Below are 17,328 nucleotides of genomic sequence, written 5' to 3' on the forward strand. Positions count from 1 at the left end.
TATCGGGGAGTCCTTTTTTTGTCCATAGCTATAAGCTCTTTATCCACTGGCAGACCCAGTGGTTCTTTAAGCAAAAGGAAGCCGCCCGGAGTATCTCCGGGCGGCTCTATTCTCCGTTCTTAGTCGTACAGGGGGTGCTTGGCAGTCAGCTCGGCCACCTTGGCACGGATGGCGTCGGCCTGGGCCTCAAAGTCGGTGGCAGCCTGCCAGATCAGACGGCCCACTACCTTCATATCCTCCTCGTCGAACCCCCTGGTGGTGGCGGCGGGCACACCCACCCGGATGCCGCTGGTGACAAAGGGCTTCTCCGGGTCGTTGGGGATGGCATTCTTGTTGACGGTGATGTTCACCTCGTCCAGCCGGTGCTCCAACTCCTTGCCGGTGACGCCCGCCTTGCGCAGATCCACCAGCATCATGTGGTTGTCCGTACCGCCGGAGACCAGGTCAAAGCCGGACTCCATCAGGGACGCGGCCATGGCCTTGGCATTGCGGAGCACCTGCTCCTGGTAGGTCTTGAACTCGGGCTTCATGGCTTCGCCCAGGGCCACCGCCTTGGCAGCAATGATGTGCTCCAGGGGACCGCCCTGGCTGCCGGGGAAGATGGCGGAATCAATCTTCTTGGCCAACTCCTCCTTGCAGAGGATCATGCCGCCCCGGGGACCCCGGAGGGTCTTGTGGGTGGTGGTGGACACCACGTCGGCATAGGGCACCGGGTTGGGATGGAGGCCAACAGCGATAAGGCCAGCCACGTGGGCCATGTCCACAAAGAGATAAGCTCCCACCTCGTGGGCAATGTCGGCGAAGATCTTGTAGTCGATAAAGCGGGGATAGGCGGAGGCGCCGGCCAGAATCATCTTGGGCCTGTGCTTCTTGGCCATGTCCCGGACCTGGTCATAGTCGATATAGCCCTGGTCATTGATGCCGTAGGCCACAATATTATAATTCTTGCCGGAGAAGTTGACGGGAGAGCCATGGGTCAGGTGGCCGCCATTGGACAGGTCCATGCCCAGAACCGTGTCGCCCAGATTGCACAGAGCCTGGTAAACTGCGTAATTGGCATTGGCGCCGCTGTGAGGCTGGACGTTGGCGTGCTCCGCGCCGAAGAGCTTGCAGGCCCGATCCCGGGCGATATTCTCCACCACGTCCACACACTGGCAGCCGCCATAGTACCGCTTGCCGGGATAGCCCTCGGCGTACTTGTTGGTGAGCACCGTGGCCGCAGCGGCCAGCACCGCCTCACTCACAAAATTCTCCGAGGCGATGAGCTCAATATTTCTCCTCTGGCGGTCATACTCGGAGCGGACGGCGGCCCCCACTTCCGGGTCTTGCGCGGCCAGAAATTCCATGATATCCTTTACCATGACGATCTCCCCCTGTTTTTTCGTTGAATCGAGATGCACCTCCTTCGCCTGCGGGCGGTACGGAGGACGACAGACACCAGCCGCGGCGCGCCGCAGAGGACATCTGTCCAAATCCCATATGGGATATTATATCGAATCTCCGCTGCAATTACAATCTTCTTTTTCCGGCGCACAAATCAATTTAAAATGTCTTTGAGGTGATAAAGTAATGAAGTCTGAACAGGATGTTCTAACCATCGTGGAGGAACTGAAAAAGCTCTATCCCGATGCCATCTGCTCTTTGGATTACCAGAAGCCCCATGAGCTTCTCTTTGCCACCCGGCTGGCCGCTCAGTGCACCGATGAACGGGTCAACAAAGTGACTCCCGGACTTTACGGCCGTTTCCCCACCCTGGAGGCCCTGGCCAACGCGGACATCAGCGAGGTGGAGGAGCTGATTCACTCCACCGGCTTCTTCCGGGCCAAGGCCCGGGACATTGTGGCCGCCTCCCGGATGCTGCTGGACGAGTACGGCGGCGTGGTGCCTGACACCATGGAGGACCTGCTCCGCCTGCCCGGCGTGGGCCGCAAGACCGCCAACCTGATTCTGGGCGACGTGTACCACAAGCCCGGCGTGGTTGTGGCGGACACCCATTGTATCCGCATCTCCGGCCGTCTGGGCCTGACTGACGGCACCAAGGACCCGGCCAAAGTAGAGACCCAGCTGCGGAAAATTCTGCCGCCGGAGGAGTCCAACGACTTCTGTCACCGGCTGGTACTCCATGGCCGGGCGGTCTGTATGGCCCGCGGGCCCGAGTGCGCCAACTGTACTCTGCGCCCCTGGTGCGACTTCTACTCCGGCTCCTGCTAATCGTCCTTACAGCAGCCCGGGACCCTGCTAAAATGCAGGGTCCCGGGCTGTTACAGCATTTTCAGAATTTCCTTTTTCAGCCGGGAGATAATCCGTTTCTCCAACCTTGAGATATAGGACTGGGAGATGCCCAGCAGATCGGCCACTTCCTTTTGGGTGCGCTCCGGCCTGCCGTCCAGCCCGAAGCGCATGGTGATAATCTGCTTCTCCCGACCGTCCAGTTTCTCCATGGCCTCTGACAACAGCTGCCGGTCGACGTCATCCTCAATAGGCTTCATCACCACGTCGTTCTCCGTGCCCAGAATGTCGGAGAGCAGCAGTTCGTTGCCATCCCAGTCGGTATTCAGCGGCTCATCAAAGGACACCTCGCTTCTGAGACCGGAGGTTTTGCGCAGGTGCATCAGGATTTCATTTTCAATGCACCGGGAGGCATAGGTGGCCAGCTTGATGTTCTTGGCGGGCTTGTAGGTGTTGATGGCCTTGATGAGCCCGATGGTGCCGATGGAGATCAGGTCCTCAATGCCTACACCAGTGTTTTCAAACCGGCGGGCAATATATACCACCAGGCGCAGGTTTCGTTCGATGAGCTGGGATTTGACCGCCTCCTCTCCTCTGTCCAGCCGTGCGATGAGTTCTGCCTCTTCCACCTTGGAGAGAGGCGGCGGCAGAGTGTCGCTCCCGCCGATATACATAATCTTTCCCGGCAGCTTCACTCCCAGCCGGGCCAGGATGCGCTGGATTTTGACATACCAGCACAGCTTCCATCCTGTCATACTCATCCTCCCTCTCTGTTTTGGGCCGTCAGGCCCCAATCAACGCGCTGTATCCCCCGCCATCTGACAGCCGGTTGGGCGACAGCGCCACCAGAATGCTCCCGTAGTCCTCTGCTCCCACCTGGACGCGATCCATACGAACGGCCAGAAGCATGCCGCATGCCACTCCAACCGCTTGATACGGCAGCAGGCGGCACCGGTTCCGGAGGGGACCGGCCGACATATGCTCCAGGGCAGACACGGGGTCAGACAAAGCCGCCGGTTCAAGGTCCTCCGGAAAAAGAGCAGCCAGCCGTTCCCCCTCCGCCACCATGACAGGCTGGTTGGTAACTGGATCCGTGAGGGTGTTGCCCGTGTCTACCAGCGCCGTCAGCGTGGCCTTTTTCTCTCCCAGGGTGACCACCGCAGGCCGCAGTTCTCGACAGGCCGCGCTGTGGCTTCCTGTCCGCCGGAGCACCGCGCTAATGACCACGTAACATCCGGCGGCCGACAAAAGGAGCAGTTTTAAATCCATAGCGGAGTAGAAGATGCCGTTTTTCAGGCTCAGCCCTTTTCCTCCCAGCAGTTCAATCGCAAAAATCCCGCCGCCGAAAGCCGCCGCCACTGCAAAGAAAATCAGCCCGGTTCTCAGCAGACGCCTGCTGTTTCCAAAGGCACACAGCAGCATAAGCACCGCCGCGCCCAGCTTGCATAAGGGGTGAAGCAGGAACCCCATGCCGGGCAAAAAGACCGCCGCGGCATATCCCCCGCCCAGCGCCGCTCCAGCTGCCAGGGCCGGGCGGCGGATGATCGCTCCAGACAGCCGGGCCGCTGCCAGCAGCAGCAGGTAGTTGACAACGAAATTCAGGAGGAACAGGGAGTCTATGTATACAACCGTCATGTTCTCTCCCCCTCTGCCAGTCGCTCAGCAGACATTATTATATCGATCCGCCTTTTCAAAAAAGGTCAGATCCGGGACGGGCTAAAAAAGAATGCTGACAAGTTATTTTACTTGTCAGCATTTCCAATATTAAAATGGGTGGGACATCTGTCAATTTTAACAGATACCCCACCCATTTTTGGGTTCCTTTTTCGTCCTCCGGCGTAGAATGGAATCAGGGAGGAGGCGCCAGCTTGTCAAAACAACAGGGAACTTCCGGCGAACTGCTGCCCGTTTTGGCCTCTCTGGTCTCTGTTCAGCTGTCTCGCGCCCTGTCTGATGAGGATCTGGCGCTGACTGCTGCATTTTTTACCGCTCTCGGCGATAATCTGGCTCTGATCGCCGTGGGACGGAGCCAGCCGGAGCAGCAGTAAAGCGCAGGGCAGCGGGTGCGTCGGTTTTCCAGCACACCCGCTGCCCTGAAAGGTAAAATAGCTTTACACCCAGCTCTCCTCAATCTCATGCTTTTTTGCCCGGGTCATCAGCTCGGTGATCACCACTCTGGGGTCTTTGCCATGGTAGAGCACCTGATAGGCGGCCTCGGTAATCGGCATCTCGACCCCGGTCTTATCCGCCAGGGCCTTGGCGGTAGCGGCGGCGTAGTACCCCTCTACCACAGCGCCAATCTCCTTCACCGCCTCGGGCACAGGGGTACCCTTACCGATGAGAATGCCGCAGCGGCGGTTGCGGGAGTGCATGGAGGTACAGGTAACAATCAGGTCTCCCACACCGGCCAGGCCGGCAAAGGTCTCCTTTCGCCCCCCCAGCGCCTCGCCCAGGCGGGCAATTTCAGTCAGGCCCCGGGTCATCAAAGCGGCCTTGGTGTTGTCACCGAAGCCCATGCCGTCGCACACGCCGGCGGAGAGGGCGATAACGTTCTTTAGCGCCGCGGCCAGCTCCACGCCCACCACATCGTCGGAGGCATACACCCGGAAGCGGGGATTCATGAACAGATCCTGCACCAGTTCAGCTGCCGCCTGGTCCCGGGAGGCAGCCACCACAGTAGTGGGGACGTGACGGCCCACCTCTTCTGCGTGGGAAGGTCCGGACAGGGCGACAATCTTGAAGTTCTCCCCTACCTCGGACTTAATGACCTGGGTCAGCGTGAGAGAGGTATCCTTCTCAATGCCCTTGGAGACGGAGATCAGGATGGTCTCCGGGTCAAGCAGAGCCGATAGCTTACGGGCCGTCTCACGGACGGCAAAGGAGGGCGTGGCCAGAACCACCGCGCCACAGCCCTTGACGCAGGCCATATCGCTGGTGAGCTTCAGGGACTTGGGCAGCGCCACCCCTTTGAGCATGGGGTTCTCCCCCGTCTCCCGCAGTACCTTGGACTCGGACTCATTGTAGGACCAGAGGGTAACGTCATGGCCATTCTCCAGCAGCACCATAGCCAGAGCTGTGCCCCAGCCGCCGGAACCAAGAACCGCAATTTTCATCTCATTGACCTCCTATATGGGCGTCCCGCCAATTCCATGCGGCGGGCGCTTTCAGGCTTATTGTTTCCGCCGCGCCATAGACTTGACATTTCAGCGCACAGACGTATTGCGCCTATCTGCGCACAAAAATAGCGCAGAGCGCTATTTTTTATGGTGAAAGCTGAACTTGGACTCTTCACCTTTGAGGATACGCTTGATGTTTCCCCGATGCTTCCAGAGGATCAGACCGCCGCATACGATTGCCAGCAGCAGAATAATCAGATCCTGGTACACAAACCAGCTTACAAAGGGGAAGGACAGGCCTGCCCAGCAGGAGCCCAGGGACACCCACTTGGTGATAATGGCCAGCACCAGAAAGCCGCCCCACACCACCAGGGCCACCCGCCAATCGATCATGATGGCGATGGTGCCGCCGGAGAGGATGCCCTTTCCGCCCTTGAAGCGGAACATGCAGGGGAACATGTGTCCCAGGAGGCAGAAAGTGCCCGCCCAGTATTTCCCCAAGGCGATAATCAGCGCATCATCCGCGATAAAATGCTTGGCGGCCAGGATGCCCACCCACACGGCCACAATGGCCTTGAGCACATCGGTGAGAATCACCACCAGTGTCAGCGGTCCGCCGAAGGTACGATAGAAATTAGTCAGACCCGCATTGCCGCTGCCATGCGTGCGGACGTCATCCCGCAGGATATACTTGGACACGATGACCGCGCCGTTGAAGCAGCCGCAGAAGTAGGCGGCTACCGCTACCAGGACAGCGGGCAGGAGCACTGCCTGCACCCCGGCGGCCAGAACGGCGGACAGGCTGGGGGCAATCCCCGCGGGAACTGTTGTCGGATCCATGGTCAATCCTCCTTGTCGCCTTTTTGGCGCACTGTCAGCACCACAGGGGTGCCCTCCAGGCCAAAGGTATTTCGAATCTGGTTCTCGATATAGCGCTGATAGGAGAAGTGGAACAGCTGAGCGTCATTGCAGAAAACCACAAAGTGGGGCGGTTTGATGCCCACCTGGGTCATATAGTAGATCTTCAGCCGGCGGCCCTTGTCCGTGGGCGGCTGGACACGGGCGGTGGCGTCGGCCAGGACGGTATTCAGCATGCCGGTGGTAATCCGCAGGGAGGCCTGGTCGTTGACGTAGTTAATGAGTTCAAAAAGCCGCTCCACCCGCTGGCCGGTCTTTGCAGAGATGAAGAGAATGGGCGCATAGGTCATATAGGCCAGGTCGCGGCGGACATCCTGCCGCATCTTGTCCATGGTCTTGTCGTCCTTCTCGATGGCGTCCCACTTGTTGACCACGATGATGCAGGCCTTGCCCGCCTCATGGGCCAGGCCTGCCACCTTGGTGTCCTGCTCGGTAACGCCTTCCTGAGCGTCGATCATAATCAGGCACACGTCGCACCGCTCAATGGCCATAGTGGCCCGCAGCACCGAGAACTTCTCGATCCGGTCGTCCACCTTGGACTTCTTGCGCATACCTGCCGTGTCGATAAGGATATACTTACCCTTGTCGTTCTCGTAATAGCTGTCAATGGCGTCCCGGGTGGTGCCCGCCATATTGGAGACAATCACCCGCTCCTCCCCCAGAATCCGGTTGATAAGGGAGGACTTGCCCACGTTGGGCTTGCCGATAACGGCTACCTTGATTACGTCGTCCTGCTCCTCCGCCTGGTCCTCCGGGGGAAAGTACTGGAAGCAGGCATCCAGCAGGTCGCCGGTACCATGGCCGTGAACGGCGGAGACCGCAATGGGATCGCCCAGCCCCAGATTGTAAAACTCGTAAATATCCGGGTTGGTCATGCCTACCTGGTCCATCTTATTGACCGCCAGCACCACGGGCTTACCAGACCGGAGCAGCATATTGGCCACCTCCTGGTCGGAGGCGGTGAGGCCGCTCTTGATGTCGCAGACAAAAACGGTCACGTCGGCGTTGCGGATGGCGATCTCAGCCTGCTCCCGCATAAAGCTGAGGATTTCGCTGTCGGTATTGGGCTCAATACCGCCGGTGTCCACAATGTCGAACTTCCGGTTCCGCCACTCGCATTCGGCATAGATACGGTCTCTGGTGACGCCCGGGGTGTCCTCCACAATGGACAGCCGCTGACCTACCAGTCGGTTGAAAAGCATGGACTTGCCCACGTTGGGCCGGCCCACAATTGCTACCAGGGGCTTCATCAAATATCACACCTCTCTCAGGGACAATGGCTGTAAAGTCATCTTCCCTGTCAATCAATCGGTTTATCTTCCGGCGCCGGGGTTATAGCAGTAGAATTCCTCGCCGCCGCCCAGGGCGGGACCGGACCGGGGTTCCGGGCTGTCCTGCCCCAGCATGGCGTCCAGCAGGGCGCCGCCGTCCTGCTCCACCGGGACAACGGGCACACCCAGCGCCTCCTCGACCTGGGCCACCGTCACGTCATCCAGGAACACCCGCTCGCCGGAGCGGAGCATATTGGCCGGGATGAGCAGCCGCTCCCCCAGCTCCTTTCCCTTCAGCTGGTCTATCAGATCACGGCCGGTAACCAGTCCGGCCACGTTGATGGTCTCTCCGAAGAAGCGGTTCACCACTGGGTATACCGTGCCCCGAACACCGGGACAGCGTGTCCGGAGCTTCTCCAACAGAGCGGCGATGTGGGGCGCGGCGGATACGCCGGTGGCCACTGCAAAGGGCGGCGGGTTCTCGTTCCCCTCCAGCGCAAACATGGCACCCCGGAACTCCACCTCCAGCAGGCGGAGCATGCCCACGCCGTTCTCCAGCTGGGTATAGTCCTCATAGTACTCGTCCTCAGGCAAAGGGCGGCCCGCCTTCAGGTAGAACTCGTCTGAGCACCAGACCAGGGATGTGCCCAGCTTGTCCATGCACCGCTTGGCGAAGGCTTCCACCTGGTCCAGCACCACCCCGGCGGTCTCTGCCGTATAGCCGTCCAGATGGCACAGCCCCGCCCGGAATTTGGTCAGCCCCACGGGCACCACCGAGATGCTGTTCACCCGGGGGTAGAGCCCGGCCAGGTCGGTGAGGGTGCGCTCCAGGGCCGGACCGTCGTTGACGCCGGGACAGGAGACAATCTGGCAGTTCATGGTGATGTCCGCCTGGGCAAACCGCTTCATCTGGTCCAGGCACTTCCCCGCATTACGGTTCTTCAGCATCTCAGTGCGCAGGACCGGGTCGGTGGCGTGGACCGAGATGTTGATCGGCGAGATGTGCAGATCCATAATCCGCTGCTGCTCCCGCTCCGACAGGTTGGTCAGGGTAATGTAGTTGCCCATCAGGAAGGAGAGCCGGGCGTCGTCATCCTTAAAATAGAGAGTCTCCCGCATGCCCGGCGGCATCTGGTCCACAAAGCAGAAGATGCAGTTGTTGGCGCAGGAGCGGGCCCTGTCCATCAGATAGGTCTCGAAGTTGAGGCCCAGATCCTCCCCCTCCTCCTTGCGTACCCGCACGGTCCGGGTGCTGCCGCCGGGTTCAGTGAGGGTGAGCTCCAGCCGGGCGTCATAGGTGTAGTACTTGTAGTCCATCACATCCACGATGGGGTGCCCGTTGACCTTGGTCAGTGTCTCCCCGGGGCGGATGCCCGCGTCCCGGGCCGGGCTGCCCGCGTCCACGGAGCGAATTACGGTAAGGCTCATGTCGTTGCTCTCTTCCTGCATATATTCCGCCTCCGGAGCTCCGGAGACATACTGTTTTTATTGTACCCGATTTCTATGCAAAAAGAAAGAGGGGTTTCCCCCTCTTCTTTTTCTGCTGTTCGGTTTTACTTCGCAGCCTCGGCCTGCGCCTTGCCCATCTCATGACCATTGTAGGTCAGGCAGGACTTGCACATCCGGTGAGGCAGACGAAACGCGCCGCACTTGGGGCAGGTCGTGGTATTGGGGGTCTCCAGCTTCCAAACGGAGCTGCGACGCTTATTCCGACGCTGCTTGGATACTTTACTCTTAGGAACCGCCATGGTGACACCTCCTTAGGCTAATGCCCGGGCGGGCATGAATTACTTACTCAGACTGGTCCAGAAGCTGGGCCAGCTTGGCCAGACGCGGGTCAACCTCGGGCTTGCACCCGCAGGGGCCGTTGTTGAGGTTCGCGCCGCATTTGGCGCAAAGGCCTTTGCAATCCTCTGAGCAGAGATGCTTGGTATCCATGGCGAGAATGAACGCTGTCCGCGCAATCTCGTCCACATCCACCTCGTCCCCGTCCAGCAGGACAATGTCCTCCTCGTTCTCCTCATCTGCCAGCTCAGTGGCCAGAAGCGCCTCCAGAGGAATCCGTGTCTTGCGGGAAAAGGGTTTCAGACAGCGGTCGCACCGCAGCTCCAGAACCGTGTCCGCCTCCCCTTCCAGAAGAAGAGCGCCGGCCATATTCCGGACGGTACCGCTGACATGAATGGGATGTGCCGCGGGCCGCTCCCCGTTCCACTCCAGGTCGGACAGGTCCATCTGGAAGTCGAACGGAATGCTTGCGCCGGGCGCCGGGATAATCTTACGCAGATTTAAACGCATGGTACACCTCGCACAATGACACAGATGGTATTATAATAAAAACCTCGGCTATTGTCAAATACTTTCTTCAAATTTTTCTTAAAATGTGATAGAATAACCCGAGCAGCTGTAAAGGTGTTCTGATTTCCCCGTTTTTCACCCTTTGCAGGCACAAAAACAGGCCGTGTTTTTGGTCGGCCACACCGGAGAAGATGATTTATGAAGGAATTTACCATAAAAAAGAACGACGCAGGACAGCGGCTGGACCGCTGGCTGGGCAAGACGCTCCCCCTCCTCCCCGCTCCCCTGGCCCAGAAGTACATCCGGCTCAAGCGGGTCAAGGTCAACGGCAAGGGCTCCGCCCGGGACTACCGCCTCCAGGAGGGGGACTTTCTCCAATTATACATCAATGACGAGTTTTTTGATACCCCCACTTTGGAAAATGCCTTTCTCTCTGTGTTCAAGCCCCGGCTGAACATTGTCTATGAGGACGAGAACCTGCTACTGGTGGACAAGCAGCCCGGCATCGTGGTCCACCCCGACGAGACGGAGCGGGTCAACACCCTCATCACCCACATCCAGGCCTACCTCTATCAAAAGAAAGAGTGGAGCCCTTATAAGGAGAACTCCTTTGCCCCTGCCCTTTGCAATCGGATTGACCGCAACACCGGCGGCATTGTCATCGCCGCCAAGAACGCCGAAACCTTGCGGATTATGAACCAGAAGATCAAGGACCGGGAGATCGACAAGTTCTACCTTGCGGTGGTCCTGGGCAAGATGAACCCGCCTGAGGGCAGGCTGGAGGGCTTTCTGGTAAAGGACGAGGTCAAGAAGCAGGTGACGGTGTACCACCACCCGGTGCCCGACGGCAGAACCGCCCTCACCGTGTACAAGACCCTGAAGGTGGGCAACGGCCTGTCTCTGGTGGAGTGTGAGCTGCTCACCGGCCGCACCCACCAGATCCGCGCCCAGTTCGCCGACGCCGGGCATCCCCTGCTGGGCGACGGCAAGTACGGCCGTGAGCGGGACAACCGCCGCTTCGGCCGCACCAACGGCCAGGCCCTCTACTCCTACAAGCTGACCTTCTCCTTCCCCACCGACGCGGGCATCCTCAACCACCTGAAGGGCAGAACCTTCACGGTGGAGCACGTGGATTTTGTGGATGAATACTTTCCCGGACTGTGACGGGACAATTTCCTGTTTTTCCCGATTTTAACCGTTTTTCCGTGCGCCTGGCGGAATTAGGCGGAGCTCTTCTCCGTCTTTTTCCGCCGGGCGCGCTTTTTCTCCATTTTCCGGGTGAGAATCCTGTAAAACTTTGCGGTTTTTTATTGACTTTCCCATGGGGAGAATATATGATTATCACGTCTGAAAGGACGTGCCCGGTCCAACCGTGTGGGGTGCGTCTTTTTTTGCGGTTTCCGCTAAATTAGAGAGAAATGGGGGAGGATACATGTCCAAGGAGTTAATCCGCCTGTCGGACTGCGTCGTGAAGTATGACGACGACATCATTCTGGACCACCTTAACCTTTATATCAATGACAAGGAGTTCCTCACGCTGCTGGGTCCCTCCGGCTGCGGCAAGACCACGACCCTGCGTATCATCGGCGGCTTTCAGAAGCCCACCTCGGGAGACGTGTTCTTTGACGGCCTGCGCATCAACGATGTGCCGCCTCACAAGCGGAAGGTCAACACCGTCTTCCAGAAGTACGCCCTGTTCACCCACATGAACATCTTCGAAAACGTGGCCTTTGGCCTGCGCATCGCCAAGGTGCCCGAGCCGGAGATCCGCACCCGGGTGGAGGAAGCCCTGGCTCTGGTGAACCTGGCCGGATACGGCAAACGGTCGGTCAATTCCCTGTCCGGCGGACAGCAGCAGCGTGTGGCCATCGCCCGTGCCATTGTCAACCGGCCCCAGGTGCTGCTGCTGGACGAGCCTCTGGGCGCTCTGGATCTGAAGCTGCGCAAGGATATGCAGATTGAGCTCAAGCGAATTCAGCAGCAGGTGGGCATTACCTTTATCTATGTCACCCACGACCAGGAGGAAGCCCTCACCATGTCGGACACGGTGGTGGTCATGGACAAGGGCAACATCCAGCAGATCGGCACCCCCGAGGACATCTACAACGAGCCCAAGAACGCCTTTGTGGCCGACTTCATCGGTGAGAGCAATATCATCGACGGCATCATGTACGAGGATAAGATTGTGGGCATGTACGGCAAGAAGTTCCCCTGCCTGGACAGCGGCTTTTCCCCCAACGAGCCGGTGGACGTAGTCATCCGTCCGGAGGACATCGACATCGTCCCCGTGGAGCAGGGCCAGCTCACCGGTACTGTCACCGAGGTCACCTTCAAGGGTATGCACTACGACATCATCGTGGACTTCCGGGGCTTCAAGTGGCTGATTCAGACCACCGACTTCTCCCCTGTGGGCTCCCGCATCGGCGTAAAGATTGATCCAGACGGCTTCCACGTCATGAAGAAGAGCCGCTACTCCGGCATGTTCGGGGATTACAGCTCTTACAGCGAGGAGTACGACGAGCTCAATGAGGATACTCCGGAGGGCAGCGATGAAGAGTAAGGGCATCGCCATCCCCTATGTGGTCTGGATGGCCGTTTTTGTGGTGGCCCCCCTGGTTGTGGTGGTGGTGTACGCCTTCACCAACCGGGACTGGAGCGTCACCCTGGACCACTTTACCACCCTGGGCCAGTACGCCGGCGTGTTCGGCCGGTCCTTCCTGCTGGCCTTTGTGGCCACCATTGTGTGCATCCTCATCGGGTATCCTCTGGCCTATTTTCTGGCCCGGGAACGGGGCCGGCTGCGTGGCATGGCCATGCTGCTCATCATGCTGCCCATGTGGATGAACTTCCTCCTGCGGACCTACTCCTGGGTGTTTCTGCTGGAACGCAACGGCTTCTTCAACAACCTGCTCTCCGCCATCGGCCTGCCCAAGCTGGACATCATCAACACCTCCGGCGCAGTGGTGCTGGGTATGGTGTACAACTTCCTGCCCTTCATGGTACTGCCAATCTTCTCCGTCATTGAGAAGATTGACCCCAGAGTTATTGAAGCTGCTCAGGATCTGGGCGCTGACAGCGCGACGGTGTTCCGCCGGATTACCTTTCCCCTGTCCCTTCCCGGGGTGCTCTCCGGCATTACAATGGTATTCATCCCGTCGGTGTCCACCTTTGTCATCTCCCGTCTGCTGGGCGGCGGCAAGACCCTGCTGCTGGGCGACCTGATTGAGATGCAGTTCCTGGGCTCAGCCTACAACCCCCATCTGGGCAGCGCCATCTCCCTGGTGATGATGGTGATTGTCCTGATCTGTATGGGCGTTATGAACCGCTTCGGCGAGGGCGAGGGGGAGGCGGTGCTGCTGTGAAGCGAAACGGACCTCTCTCCCGGCTTTTTATCCTGCTGGTCTTTCTCTTTCTCTACGCCCCCATCTTCGTGCTCATTGTGTTCTCTTTCAACGACTCCAAGAGCAATGCCGTGTGGGGCGGCTTCACTCTGGACTGGTACGTCCAGCTCTTTCAGAACGACACGGTGCTCAGCGCCCTGCGGACTACTCTGCTGGTCTCTTTCCTGGCCACCCTCATTGCCACTGTGGTGGGTACGGCTGCGGCCATCGGCTTCTATAACATGAAGCGGCGCCCTCGGGGCATTCTTTTGGGCATCAACAATATTCCCCTGACCAATGCGGACATCATCACCGGTGTATCCATGATGCTCCTCTTCGTCTTTGCCGGCCAAGCTCTGGCCTCTCTGTCCGGCTGGCTCAACAATCTGGAATGGGTCATTGACGCCAATCTGTGGTTTGATCTGGACTTTAACCTGGGCTTCGGCACCCTGCTTATCGCCCACATCACTTTCGACATCCCCTATGTCATTCTATCCGTGATGCCCAAGCTGCGGCAGCTGGACCCCAACATCGCCGAGGCCGCTCAGGACCTTGGCGCCACCAGCCTGTACGCCTTCCGCAAGGTAGTGCTGCCCGAGATCATGCCCGGCGTGGTCAACGGCGCTCTCATTGCCTTTACCATGAGCATTGATGACTTTGTCATCAGCTACTTTACCGCCGGCAGTCAGGAGTCCACCCTGTCCATGGTGGTGTACTCCATGGTCCGCCGCAGGGTGAGTCCGGAAATCAACGCCCTGTCCACCCTGATGTTCGTGGCGGTACTGGTGCTGCTGGTTGTCATCAACCTGCGCCAGGGACATCAGGATGCCAAGGAGGCCAAGCGGAGAAAGGCCTTGGGCGCTCCGACTATCGCTCCTGAGAGCATCATGGATATTACAACGGAAAATGTGGGCCGCGAGCCCAGTGAGCGCTGAGCCCCGCGCGGAAAGGAGAATGGACCCAACGTGAAAAAACTGCTTGTTATGGTCCTGGTTCTGTCCCTCACCGCCGGGCTGCTCACCGGCTGCGTCCACAGCCGGGACTCCCTTGGCGGCGACACCAGCTCTAATGTGGTCAACGTGTACAACTGGGGCGAGTATATTGATGAATCCGTGCTGGATGACTTTGAGGCCGCCACCGGCATCAAGGTCAACTACCAGATGTACGACAGCAACGAGACCATGTACTCCAAGATTGCCGGCGGCGGCGCTAACTATGACGTGGTCATTCCCTCCGACTACATGGTGGCACGCCTCATTGCGGAGGACCTGCTGGCGCCCCTCAACTTTGACAACATCCCCAACTTTGCCGACATTGACCCGGCGCTGAAGAATCCCGCCTATGACCCGGAGAACCTCTACTCCGTCCCTTACATGTGGGGCCTGATGGGGGTCATTTACAACGCCAAGGCAGTGGATGAGGCTGATTTGGGCAGCTGGAGCCTGCTTTGGAACGAGAAGTACGCGGGCGACATCCTCATGATTGACAACTCCCGGGACGCCATCGGCATTGCGCTCAAGCGTCTGGGCTACTCCTACAACACCACCGATGAGGCCCAGGTCCGCCAGGCCGTGGACCTGTTGGTGGAACAGTGGCCCATTGTCCAGGCCTATGTGATGGATGACATCTTTCAGAAGCTGGAGGGCGCCAACGCCTATGTGGGCACCTATTACTATGGCGACTACCTCACCATGTATGAGAATAACCCGGATTTGGGCTTCTATATCCCCGAGGAGGGCACCAATATTTATGTGGACGCCATGTGCATCCTGAAGGACGCCCCCAACAAGGCCAATGCCGAAGCCTTCATCAACTATATGTGCTCCACCCAGGCTGGACTGAAGAATTGCGAGGCCATCTGGTACTCCTCTCCCCTGCTCTCTGTCCGGGAAGCGCTGGACCCGGAGATCGCCGACGACCCCTACGCTTATCCTGACGCCGACATCATGGCCAAGTGCGAGAGCTACGCCGGCCTGCCTCAGAACATTCTGGACCTGTACGACAGCGAGTGGATTCGGCTTAAGACCACCACCGGAAACTTCTGGGGACTTTTTTAGGCAGATATCCTCCCCGAAAAAAGGAAAACGACCACCCAGCAGGCGGCCGTTTTCCTTTTTTATCTGGCGCTTGCGCGGCGGCCTGTACCGGTGTAAAATACTATCTGTCAGCGCTGCTTTCCGCCGGTGCGGCGAAAGCGGCAATTTTCCCGAGAGGATGAAGTTTCCATGTCAATTGAAGCGGTACGTACCTACTTCCGCACCTTGGGCCGGGAGCAGGATATTCTGGAATTTCCCGTCTCCAGCGCCACAGTGGAGCTGGCAGCCCAGGCCGTGGGCGTGATTCCCGCCCGCATCGCCAAGACTCTCTCCTTCTCTGTGGAGGGTGGATGCGTCCTCATTGTCTGTGCGGGTGACGCCAAGATCGACAACGCAAAATACAAGGCCATGTTCCACTGTAAAGCAAAAATGCTGACAGCAGAAGAGGTGTTGGAGTTCACCGGCCACGCAGTGGGAGGCGTGTGCCCCTTTGGCATCGACAACCCCGCTGTTACTGCGTATCTGGACGTGTCCCTCCGCCGGTTCGACTCAGTCTATCCCGCCGCCGGCTCCTCCAACTCCGCCATTAAGCTCACCTGCGATGAGCTGGCGGAATATGCCCACAGCGCGGGCTGGATCGACGTGTGCAAGAACTGGCAGGCCGAGTCGTAATGGCGCCCCGGCACACACCGCCTGTTTTGTCCCGTGACATTCTCCCCCGGACGGGATATACTAATGCCAAGATACAGAAAGGCAGGGATCTCTTATGCGGGAATATCTGAAAAACATGAAAATCAGCTACTTCCTCGCCTCTATTCTCTACATTATCCTGGGGCTGGTCCTCCTGATCTGGCCTGACATCACCGGCAACCTGGTGTGCTTCGCCTTTGGCCTGATTCTCCTGATCTACGGTATTATCACCATCATCAGCTTCTTCGTCCACGACAGCCGTCAGGGTTCCTTCCGGCTGGATCTGTTTCTGGGTATCGTAGCCGCGGGCGTGGGCCTGGTGTTCCTCATCCGGCCTGACATCGTCCTGTCCATTCTCCCCGTTGTGCTGGGCATCTATATCGTCATTGACGCCCTGCTCAACCTGAAGCGGGCCATTGACCTGAACCGGATGGGCTATCCCCGCTGGTGGGTGGTGCTGGTGCTCTCCCTGGTGTCCGCCGCTTTCGGCGTTCTTATCCTCTGCCGCCCCCTGTTTCTGGCCGACGTTATCTTTATGGTCATCGGCGCCGTGCTGATCTACACCGGAATCTCCGACCTGTGGGGCCTGTTCAAACTGGGCCGTGTCACCAAGGAGCTGCGCAAGCTCCACCCCATCGAAGTGGACCCCATCGACATCGAGTAATTTTCATTTAATGAAAACAATCATTACCATTCAACACCCGCAATCTGTCCATCATACAAATGGTATGGTAGGTTCGTGGACCGATTGGGATTTATCCGAATTAGGTAAATTGCAAGCTGAACGCATTGGAACAAAACTCTCTAAAGAATTGCAGGGCAGAAGTTTTGTACTGTACTCTTCAGATTTGGCAAGAGCAAAACAGACAGCCGAAATCGTAGGCAAACATCTGAATATTGCTCCAACATTAAGGCAAGAACTGAGAGAAAGAAACTTGGGAAAATGTGTTGGAAAATCTGTCAAGTGGTTAAAAGAAAATATAGAATGTCAAGAAAAGACCATTGATGACAGAGTATTTTCAGATGCTGAGAGCCGCCGTGATGAATGGAATCGATTGTTGCCGTTTTTTCTCGAAATCGTTTCAAATGAAGAAGAGAATATCACCATTGTGTCACACGGCGACTTGCTTAGCGTATTCAATACCATGTGGCTTGGATTGCCGGCAGAATCTCTTCATGATTTTGAACTATTTGGATTTGCTGGCGGTGTAAGTCACTTGCTCCAAAACAACGATGGGATAAGGTACAATAAGTTTCGCAAATTGAAAAGTAGATAAAAAGAGACATGGTTTGCAGCCCTCTGGTAGAATGAAGTCGCGACACACCATTCTGAAGGGAGACAGCAAACCATGTCCGAAAAGATTGTACAGCTGAACGAGGAAGTAATCAAGGG

Annotated in this window: 19 protein-coding genes; 10 read left to right on the forward strand and 9 right to left on the reverse strand. The window is 58.0% G+C overall.

The features are described from left to right. Positions 1-119 precede the first annotated feature (119 nt). Positions 120-1,361 (reverse strand): serine hydroxymethyltransferase, encoded by a 1,242-nt coding sequence (gene glyA / locus Q0K06_RS11600; RefSeq protein ID WP_294552643.1) that lies wholly within the window; start codon positions 1,359-1,361, stop codon positions 120-122. A gap of 208 nt (positions 1,362-1,569) precedes the next feature. On the opposite strand from glyA, the gene nth reads away from it, so the two are divergent. Then, positions 1,570-2,211 carry an endonuclease III gene (gene nth, locus Q0K06_RS11605; protein WP_294552646.1) on the forward strand — a complete coding sequence of 214 codons (642 nt, stop codon included), beginning with the start codon at positions 1,570-1,572 and terminating at the stop codon, positions 2,209-2,211. A gap of 50 nt (positions 2,212-2,261) precedes the next feature. On the opposite strand, the gene sigE is transcribed toward nth, so the two are convergent. Continuing rightward, on the reverse strand, positions 2,262-2,984 hold the full coding sequence (gene sigE, locus Q0K06_RS11610; protein ID WP_294552648.1) for an RNA polymerase sporulation sigma factor SigE: 723 nt from the start codon (positions 2,982-2,984) through the stop codon (positions 2,262-2,264). A gap of 28 nt (positions 2,985-3,012) precedes the next feature. Then, complete coding sequence (locus Q0K06_RS11615) at positions 3,013-3,864, reverse strand: sigma-E processing peptidase SpoIIGA (protein WP_294552651.1); 852 nt, start codon at positions 3,862-3,864, stop codon at positions 3,013-3,015. A 233-nt stretch (positions 3,865-4,097) separates the two neighbouring features. Here Q0K06_RS11615 and Q0K06_RS11620 point away from each other — a divergent pair, with 233 nt between their 5' ends. After that, positions 4,098-4,277 (forward strand): DUF6774 domain-containing protein, encoded by a 180-nt coding sequence (locus Q0K06_RS11620; RefSeq protein WP_294552654.1) that lies wholly within the window; start codon positions 4,098-4,100, stop codon positions 4,275-4,277. A gap of 63 nt (positions 4,278-4,340) precedes the next feature. On the opposite strand, the gene Q0K06_RS11625 is transcribed toward Q0K06_RS11620, so the two are convergent. The 6 genes from Q0K06_RS11625 to Q0K06_RS11650 all read right to left on the reverse strand — a co-directional run bounded on the left by Q0K06_RS11625 (position 4,341) and on the right by Q0K06_RS11650 (position 9,829). Beyond that, complete coding sequence (locus Q0K06_RS11625; RefSeq protein WP_294552657.1) at positions 4,341-5,342, reverse strand: NAD(P)H-dependent glycerol-3-phosphate dehydrogenase; 1,002 nt, start codon at positions 5,340-5,342, stop codon at positions 4,341-4,343. Between the two features lie 141 nt (positions 5,343-5,483). Further along, positions 5,484-6,185 (reverse strand): glycerol-3-phosphate acyltransferase, encoded by a 702-nt coding sequence (locus Q0K06_RS11630; protein ID WP_294552660.1) that lies wholly within the window; start codon positions 6,183-6,185, stop codon positions 5,484-5,486. Positions 6,186-6,187: 2 nt separating this feature from the next. Next, entirely contained in the window at positions 6,188-7,513 is a 1,326-nt protein-coding gene (gene der / locus Q0K06_RS11635; RefSeq protein WP_294552663.1) for a ribosome biogenesis GTPase Der, read from the reverse strand. 63 nt (positions 7,514-7,576) lie between these two features. Next, a complete protein-coding gene (locus Q0K06_RS11640; protein ID WP_294552665.1) occupies positions 7,577-8,983 on the reverse strand; it encodes a DUF512 domain-containing protein in 1,407 nt (468 codons plus the stop codon). Between the two features lie 104 nt (positions 8,984-9,087). Then, the gene (gene rpmF / locus Q0K06_RS11645; RefSeq protein ID WP_040646773.1) at positions 9,088-9,282 is read right to left on the reverse strand and encodes a 50S ribosomal protein L32; all 195 of its coding nucleotides are present in this window, start codon (positions 9,280-9,282) and stop codon (positions 9,088-9,090) included. Positions 9,283-9,325: 43 nt separating this feature from the next. After that, positions 9,326-9,829: a DUF177 domain-containing protein gene (locus Q0K06_RS11650; protein WP_294552668.1), complete on the reverse strand. Its 504-nt coding sequence runs from the start codon at positions 9,827-9,829 to the stop codon at positions 9,326-9,328. A gap of 198 nt (positions 9,830-10,027) precedes the next feature. On the opposite strand from Q0K06_RS11650, the gene Q0K06_RS11655 reads away from it, so the two are divergent. The 8 genes from Q0K06_RS11655 to Q0K06_RS11690 all read left to right on the forward strand — a co-directional run bounded on the left by Q0K06_RS11655 (position 10,028) and on the right by Q0K06_RS11690 (position 17,212). Continuing rightward, on the forward strand, positions 10,028-10,993 hold the full coding sequence (locus tag Q0K06_RS11655; protein WP_294552670.1) for an RluA family pseudouridine synthase: 966 nt from the start codon (positions 10,028-10,030) through the stop codon (positions 10,991-10,993). Between the two features lie 268 nt (positions 10,994-11,261). Beyond that, complete coding sequence (locus tag Q0K06_RS11660; RefSeq protein WP_294552672.1) at positions 11,262-12,389, forward strand: ABC transporter ATP-binding protein; 1,128 nt, start codon at positions 11,262-11,264, stop codon at positions 12,387-12,389. Continuing rightward, positions 12,379-13,191 carry an ABC transporter permease gene (locus Q0K06_RS11665; RefSeq protein ID WP_294552674.1) on the forward strand — a complete coding sequence of 271 codons (813 nt, stop codon included), beginning with the start codon at positions 12,379-12,381 and terminating at the stop codon, positions 13,189-13,191. The genes Q0K06_RS11660 and Q0K06_RS11665 overlap by 11 nt, the downstream gene beginning before the upstream one ends. Further along, on the forward strand, positions 13,188-14,144 hold the full coding sequence (locus Q0K06_RS11670; protein WP_294552677.1) for an ABC transporter permease: 957 nt from the start codon (positions 13,188-13,190) through the stop codon (positions 14,142-14,144). The genes Q0K06_RS11665 and Q0K06_RS11670 overlap by 4 nt, the downstream gene beginning before the upstream one ends. A gap of 30 nt (positions 14,145-14,174) precedes the next feature. After that, on the forward strand, positions 14,175-15,266 hold the full coding sequence (locus Q0K06_RS11675; RefSeq protein ID WP_294552679.1) for a spermidine/putrescine ABC transporter substrate-binding protein: 1,092 nt from the start codon (positions 14,175-14,177) through the stop codon (positions 15,264-15,266). 168 nt (positions 15,267-15,434) lie between these two features. Continuing rightward, positions 15,435-15,917: a YbaK/EbsC family protein gene (locus tag Q0K06_RS11680; protein ID WP_294552681.1), complete on the forward strand. Its 483-nt coding sequence runs from the start codon at positions 15,435-15,437 to the stop codon at positions 15,915-15,917. A gap of 94 nt (positions 15,918-16,011) precedes the next feature. Continuing rightward, positions 16,012-16,599 carry a DUF308 domain-containing protein gene (locus Q0K06_RS11685; protein WP_294552683.1) on the forward strand — a complete coding sequence of 196 codons (588 nt, stop codon included), beginning with the start codon at positions 16,012-16,014 and terminating at the stop codon, positions 16,597-16,599. Positions 16,600-16,609: 10 nt separating this feature from the next. Further along, the gene (locus Q0K06_RS11690) at positions 16,610-17,212 is read left to right on the forward strand and encodes a histidine phosphatase family protein (RefSeq protein WP_294552685.1); all 603 of its coding nucleotides are present in this window, start codon (positions 16,610-16,612) and stop codon (positions 17,210-17,212) included. Positions 17,213-17,328: the final 116 nt, after the last annotated feature.

This window comes from uncultured Pseudoflavonifractor sp., assembly GCF_944387805.1.
Lineage (GTDB): Bacteria > Bacillota > Clostridia > Oscillospirales > Oscillospiraceae > Pseudoflavonifractor.

Bases quoted from the DNA above. Each gene is read 5' to 3' on its own strand.
- glyA (WP_294552643.1), bottom strand. From the start codon at position 1,361: ATGGTAAAGGATATCATGGAATTTCTGGCCGCGCAAGACCCGGAAGTG.
- nth (WP_294552646.1), top strand. From the start codon at position 1,570: ATGAAGTCTGAACAGGATGTTCTAACCATCGTGGAGGAACTGAAAAAG.
- sigE (WP_294552648.1), bottom strand. From the start codon at position 2,984: ATGACAGGATGGAAGCTGTGCTGGTATGTCAAAATCCAGCGCATCCTG.
- Q0K06_RS11615 (WP_294552651.1), bottom strand. From the start codon at position 3,864: ATGACGGTTGTATACATAGACTCCCTGTTCCTCCTGAATTTCGTTGTC.
- Q0K06_RS11625 (WP_294552657.1), bottom strand. From the start codon at position 5,342: ATGAAAATTGCGGTTCTTGGTTCCGGCGGCTGGGGCACAGCTCTGGCT.
- Q0K06_RS11630 (WP_294552660.1), bottom strand. From the start codon at position 6,185: ATGGATCCGACAACAGTTCCCGCGGGGATTGCCCCCAGCCTGTCCGCC.
- der (WP_294552663.1), bottom strand. From the start codon at position 7,513: ATGAAGCCCCTGGTAGCAATTGTGGGCCGGCCCAACGTGGGCAAGTCC.
- Q0K06_RS11640 (WP_294552665.1), bottom strand. From the start codon at position 8,983: ATGCAGGAAGAGAGCAACGACATGAGCCTTACCGTAATTCGCTCCGTG.
- rpmF (WP_040646773.1), bottom strand. From the start codon at position 9,282: ATGGCGGTTCCTAAGAGTAAAGTATCCAAGCAGCGTCGGAATAAGCGT.
- Q0K06_RS11650 (WP_294552668.1), bottom strand. From the start codon at position 9,829: ATGCGTTTAAATCTGCGTAAGATTATCCCGGCGCCCGGCGCAAGCATT.
- Q0K06_RS11655 (WP_294552670.1), top strand. From the start codon at position 10,028: ATGAAGGAATTTACCATAAAAAAGAACGACGCAGGACAGCGGCTGGAC.
- Q0K06_RS11660 (WP_294552672.1), top strand. From the start codon at position 11,262: ATGTCCAAGGAGTTAATCCGCCTGTCGGACTGCGTCGTGAAGTATGAC.
- Q0K06_RS11665 (WP_294552674.1), top strand. From the start codon at position 12,379: ATGAAGAGTAAGGGCATCGCCATCCCCTATGTGGTCTGGATGGCCGTT.
- Q0K06_RS11680 (WP_294552681.1), top strand. From the start codon at position 15,435: ATGTCAATTGAAGCGGTACGTACCTACTTCCGCACCTTGGGCCGGGAG.
- Q0K06_RS11685 (WP_294552683.1), top strand. From the start codon at position 16,012: ATGCGGGAATATCTGAAAAACATGAAAATCAGCTACTTCCTCGCCTCT.
- Q0K06_RS11690 (WP_294552685.1), top strand. From the start codon at position 16,610: ATGAAAACAATCATTACCATTCAACACCCGCAATCTGTCCATCATACA.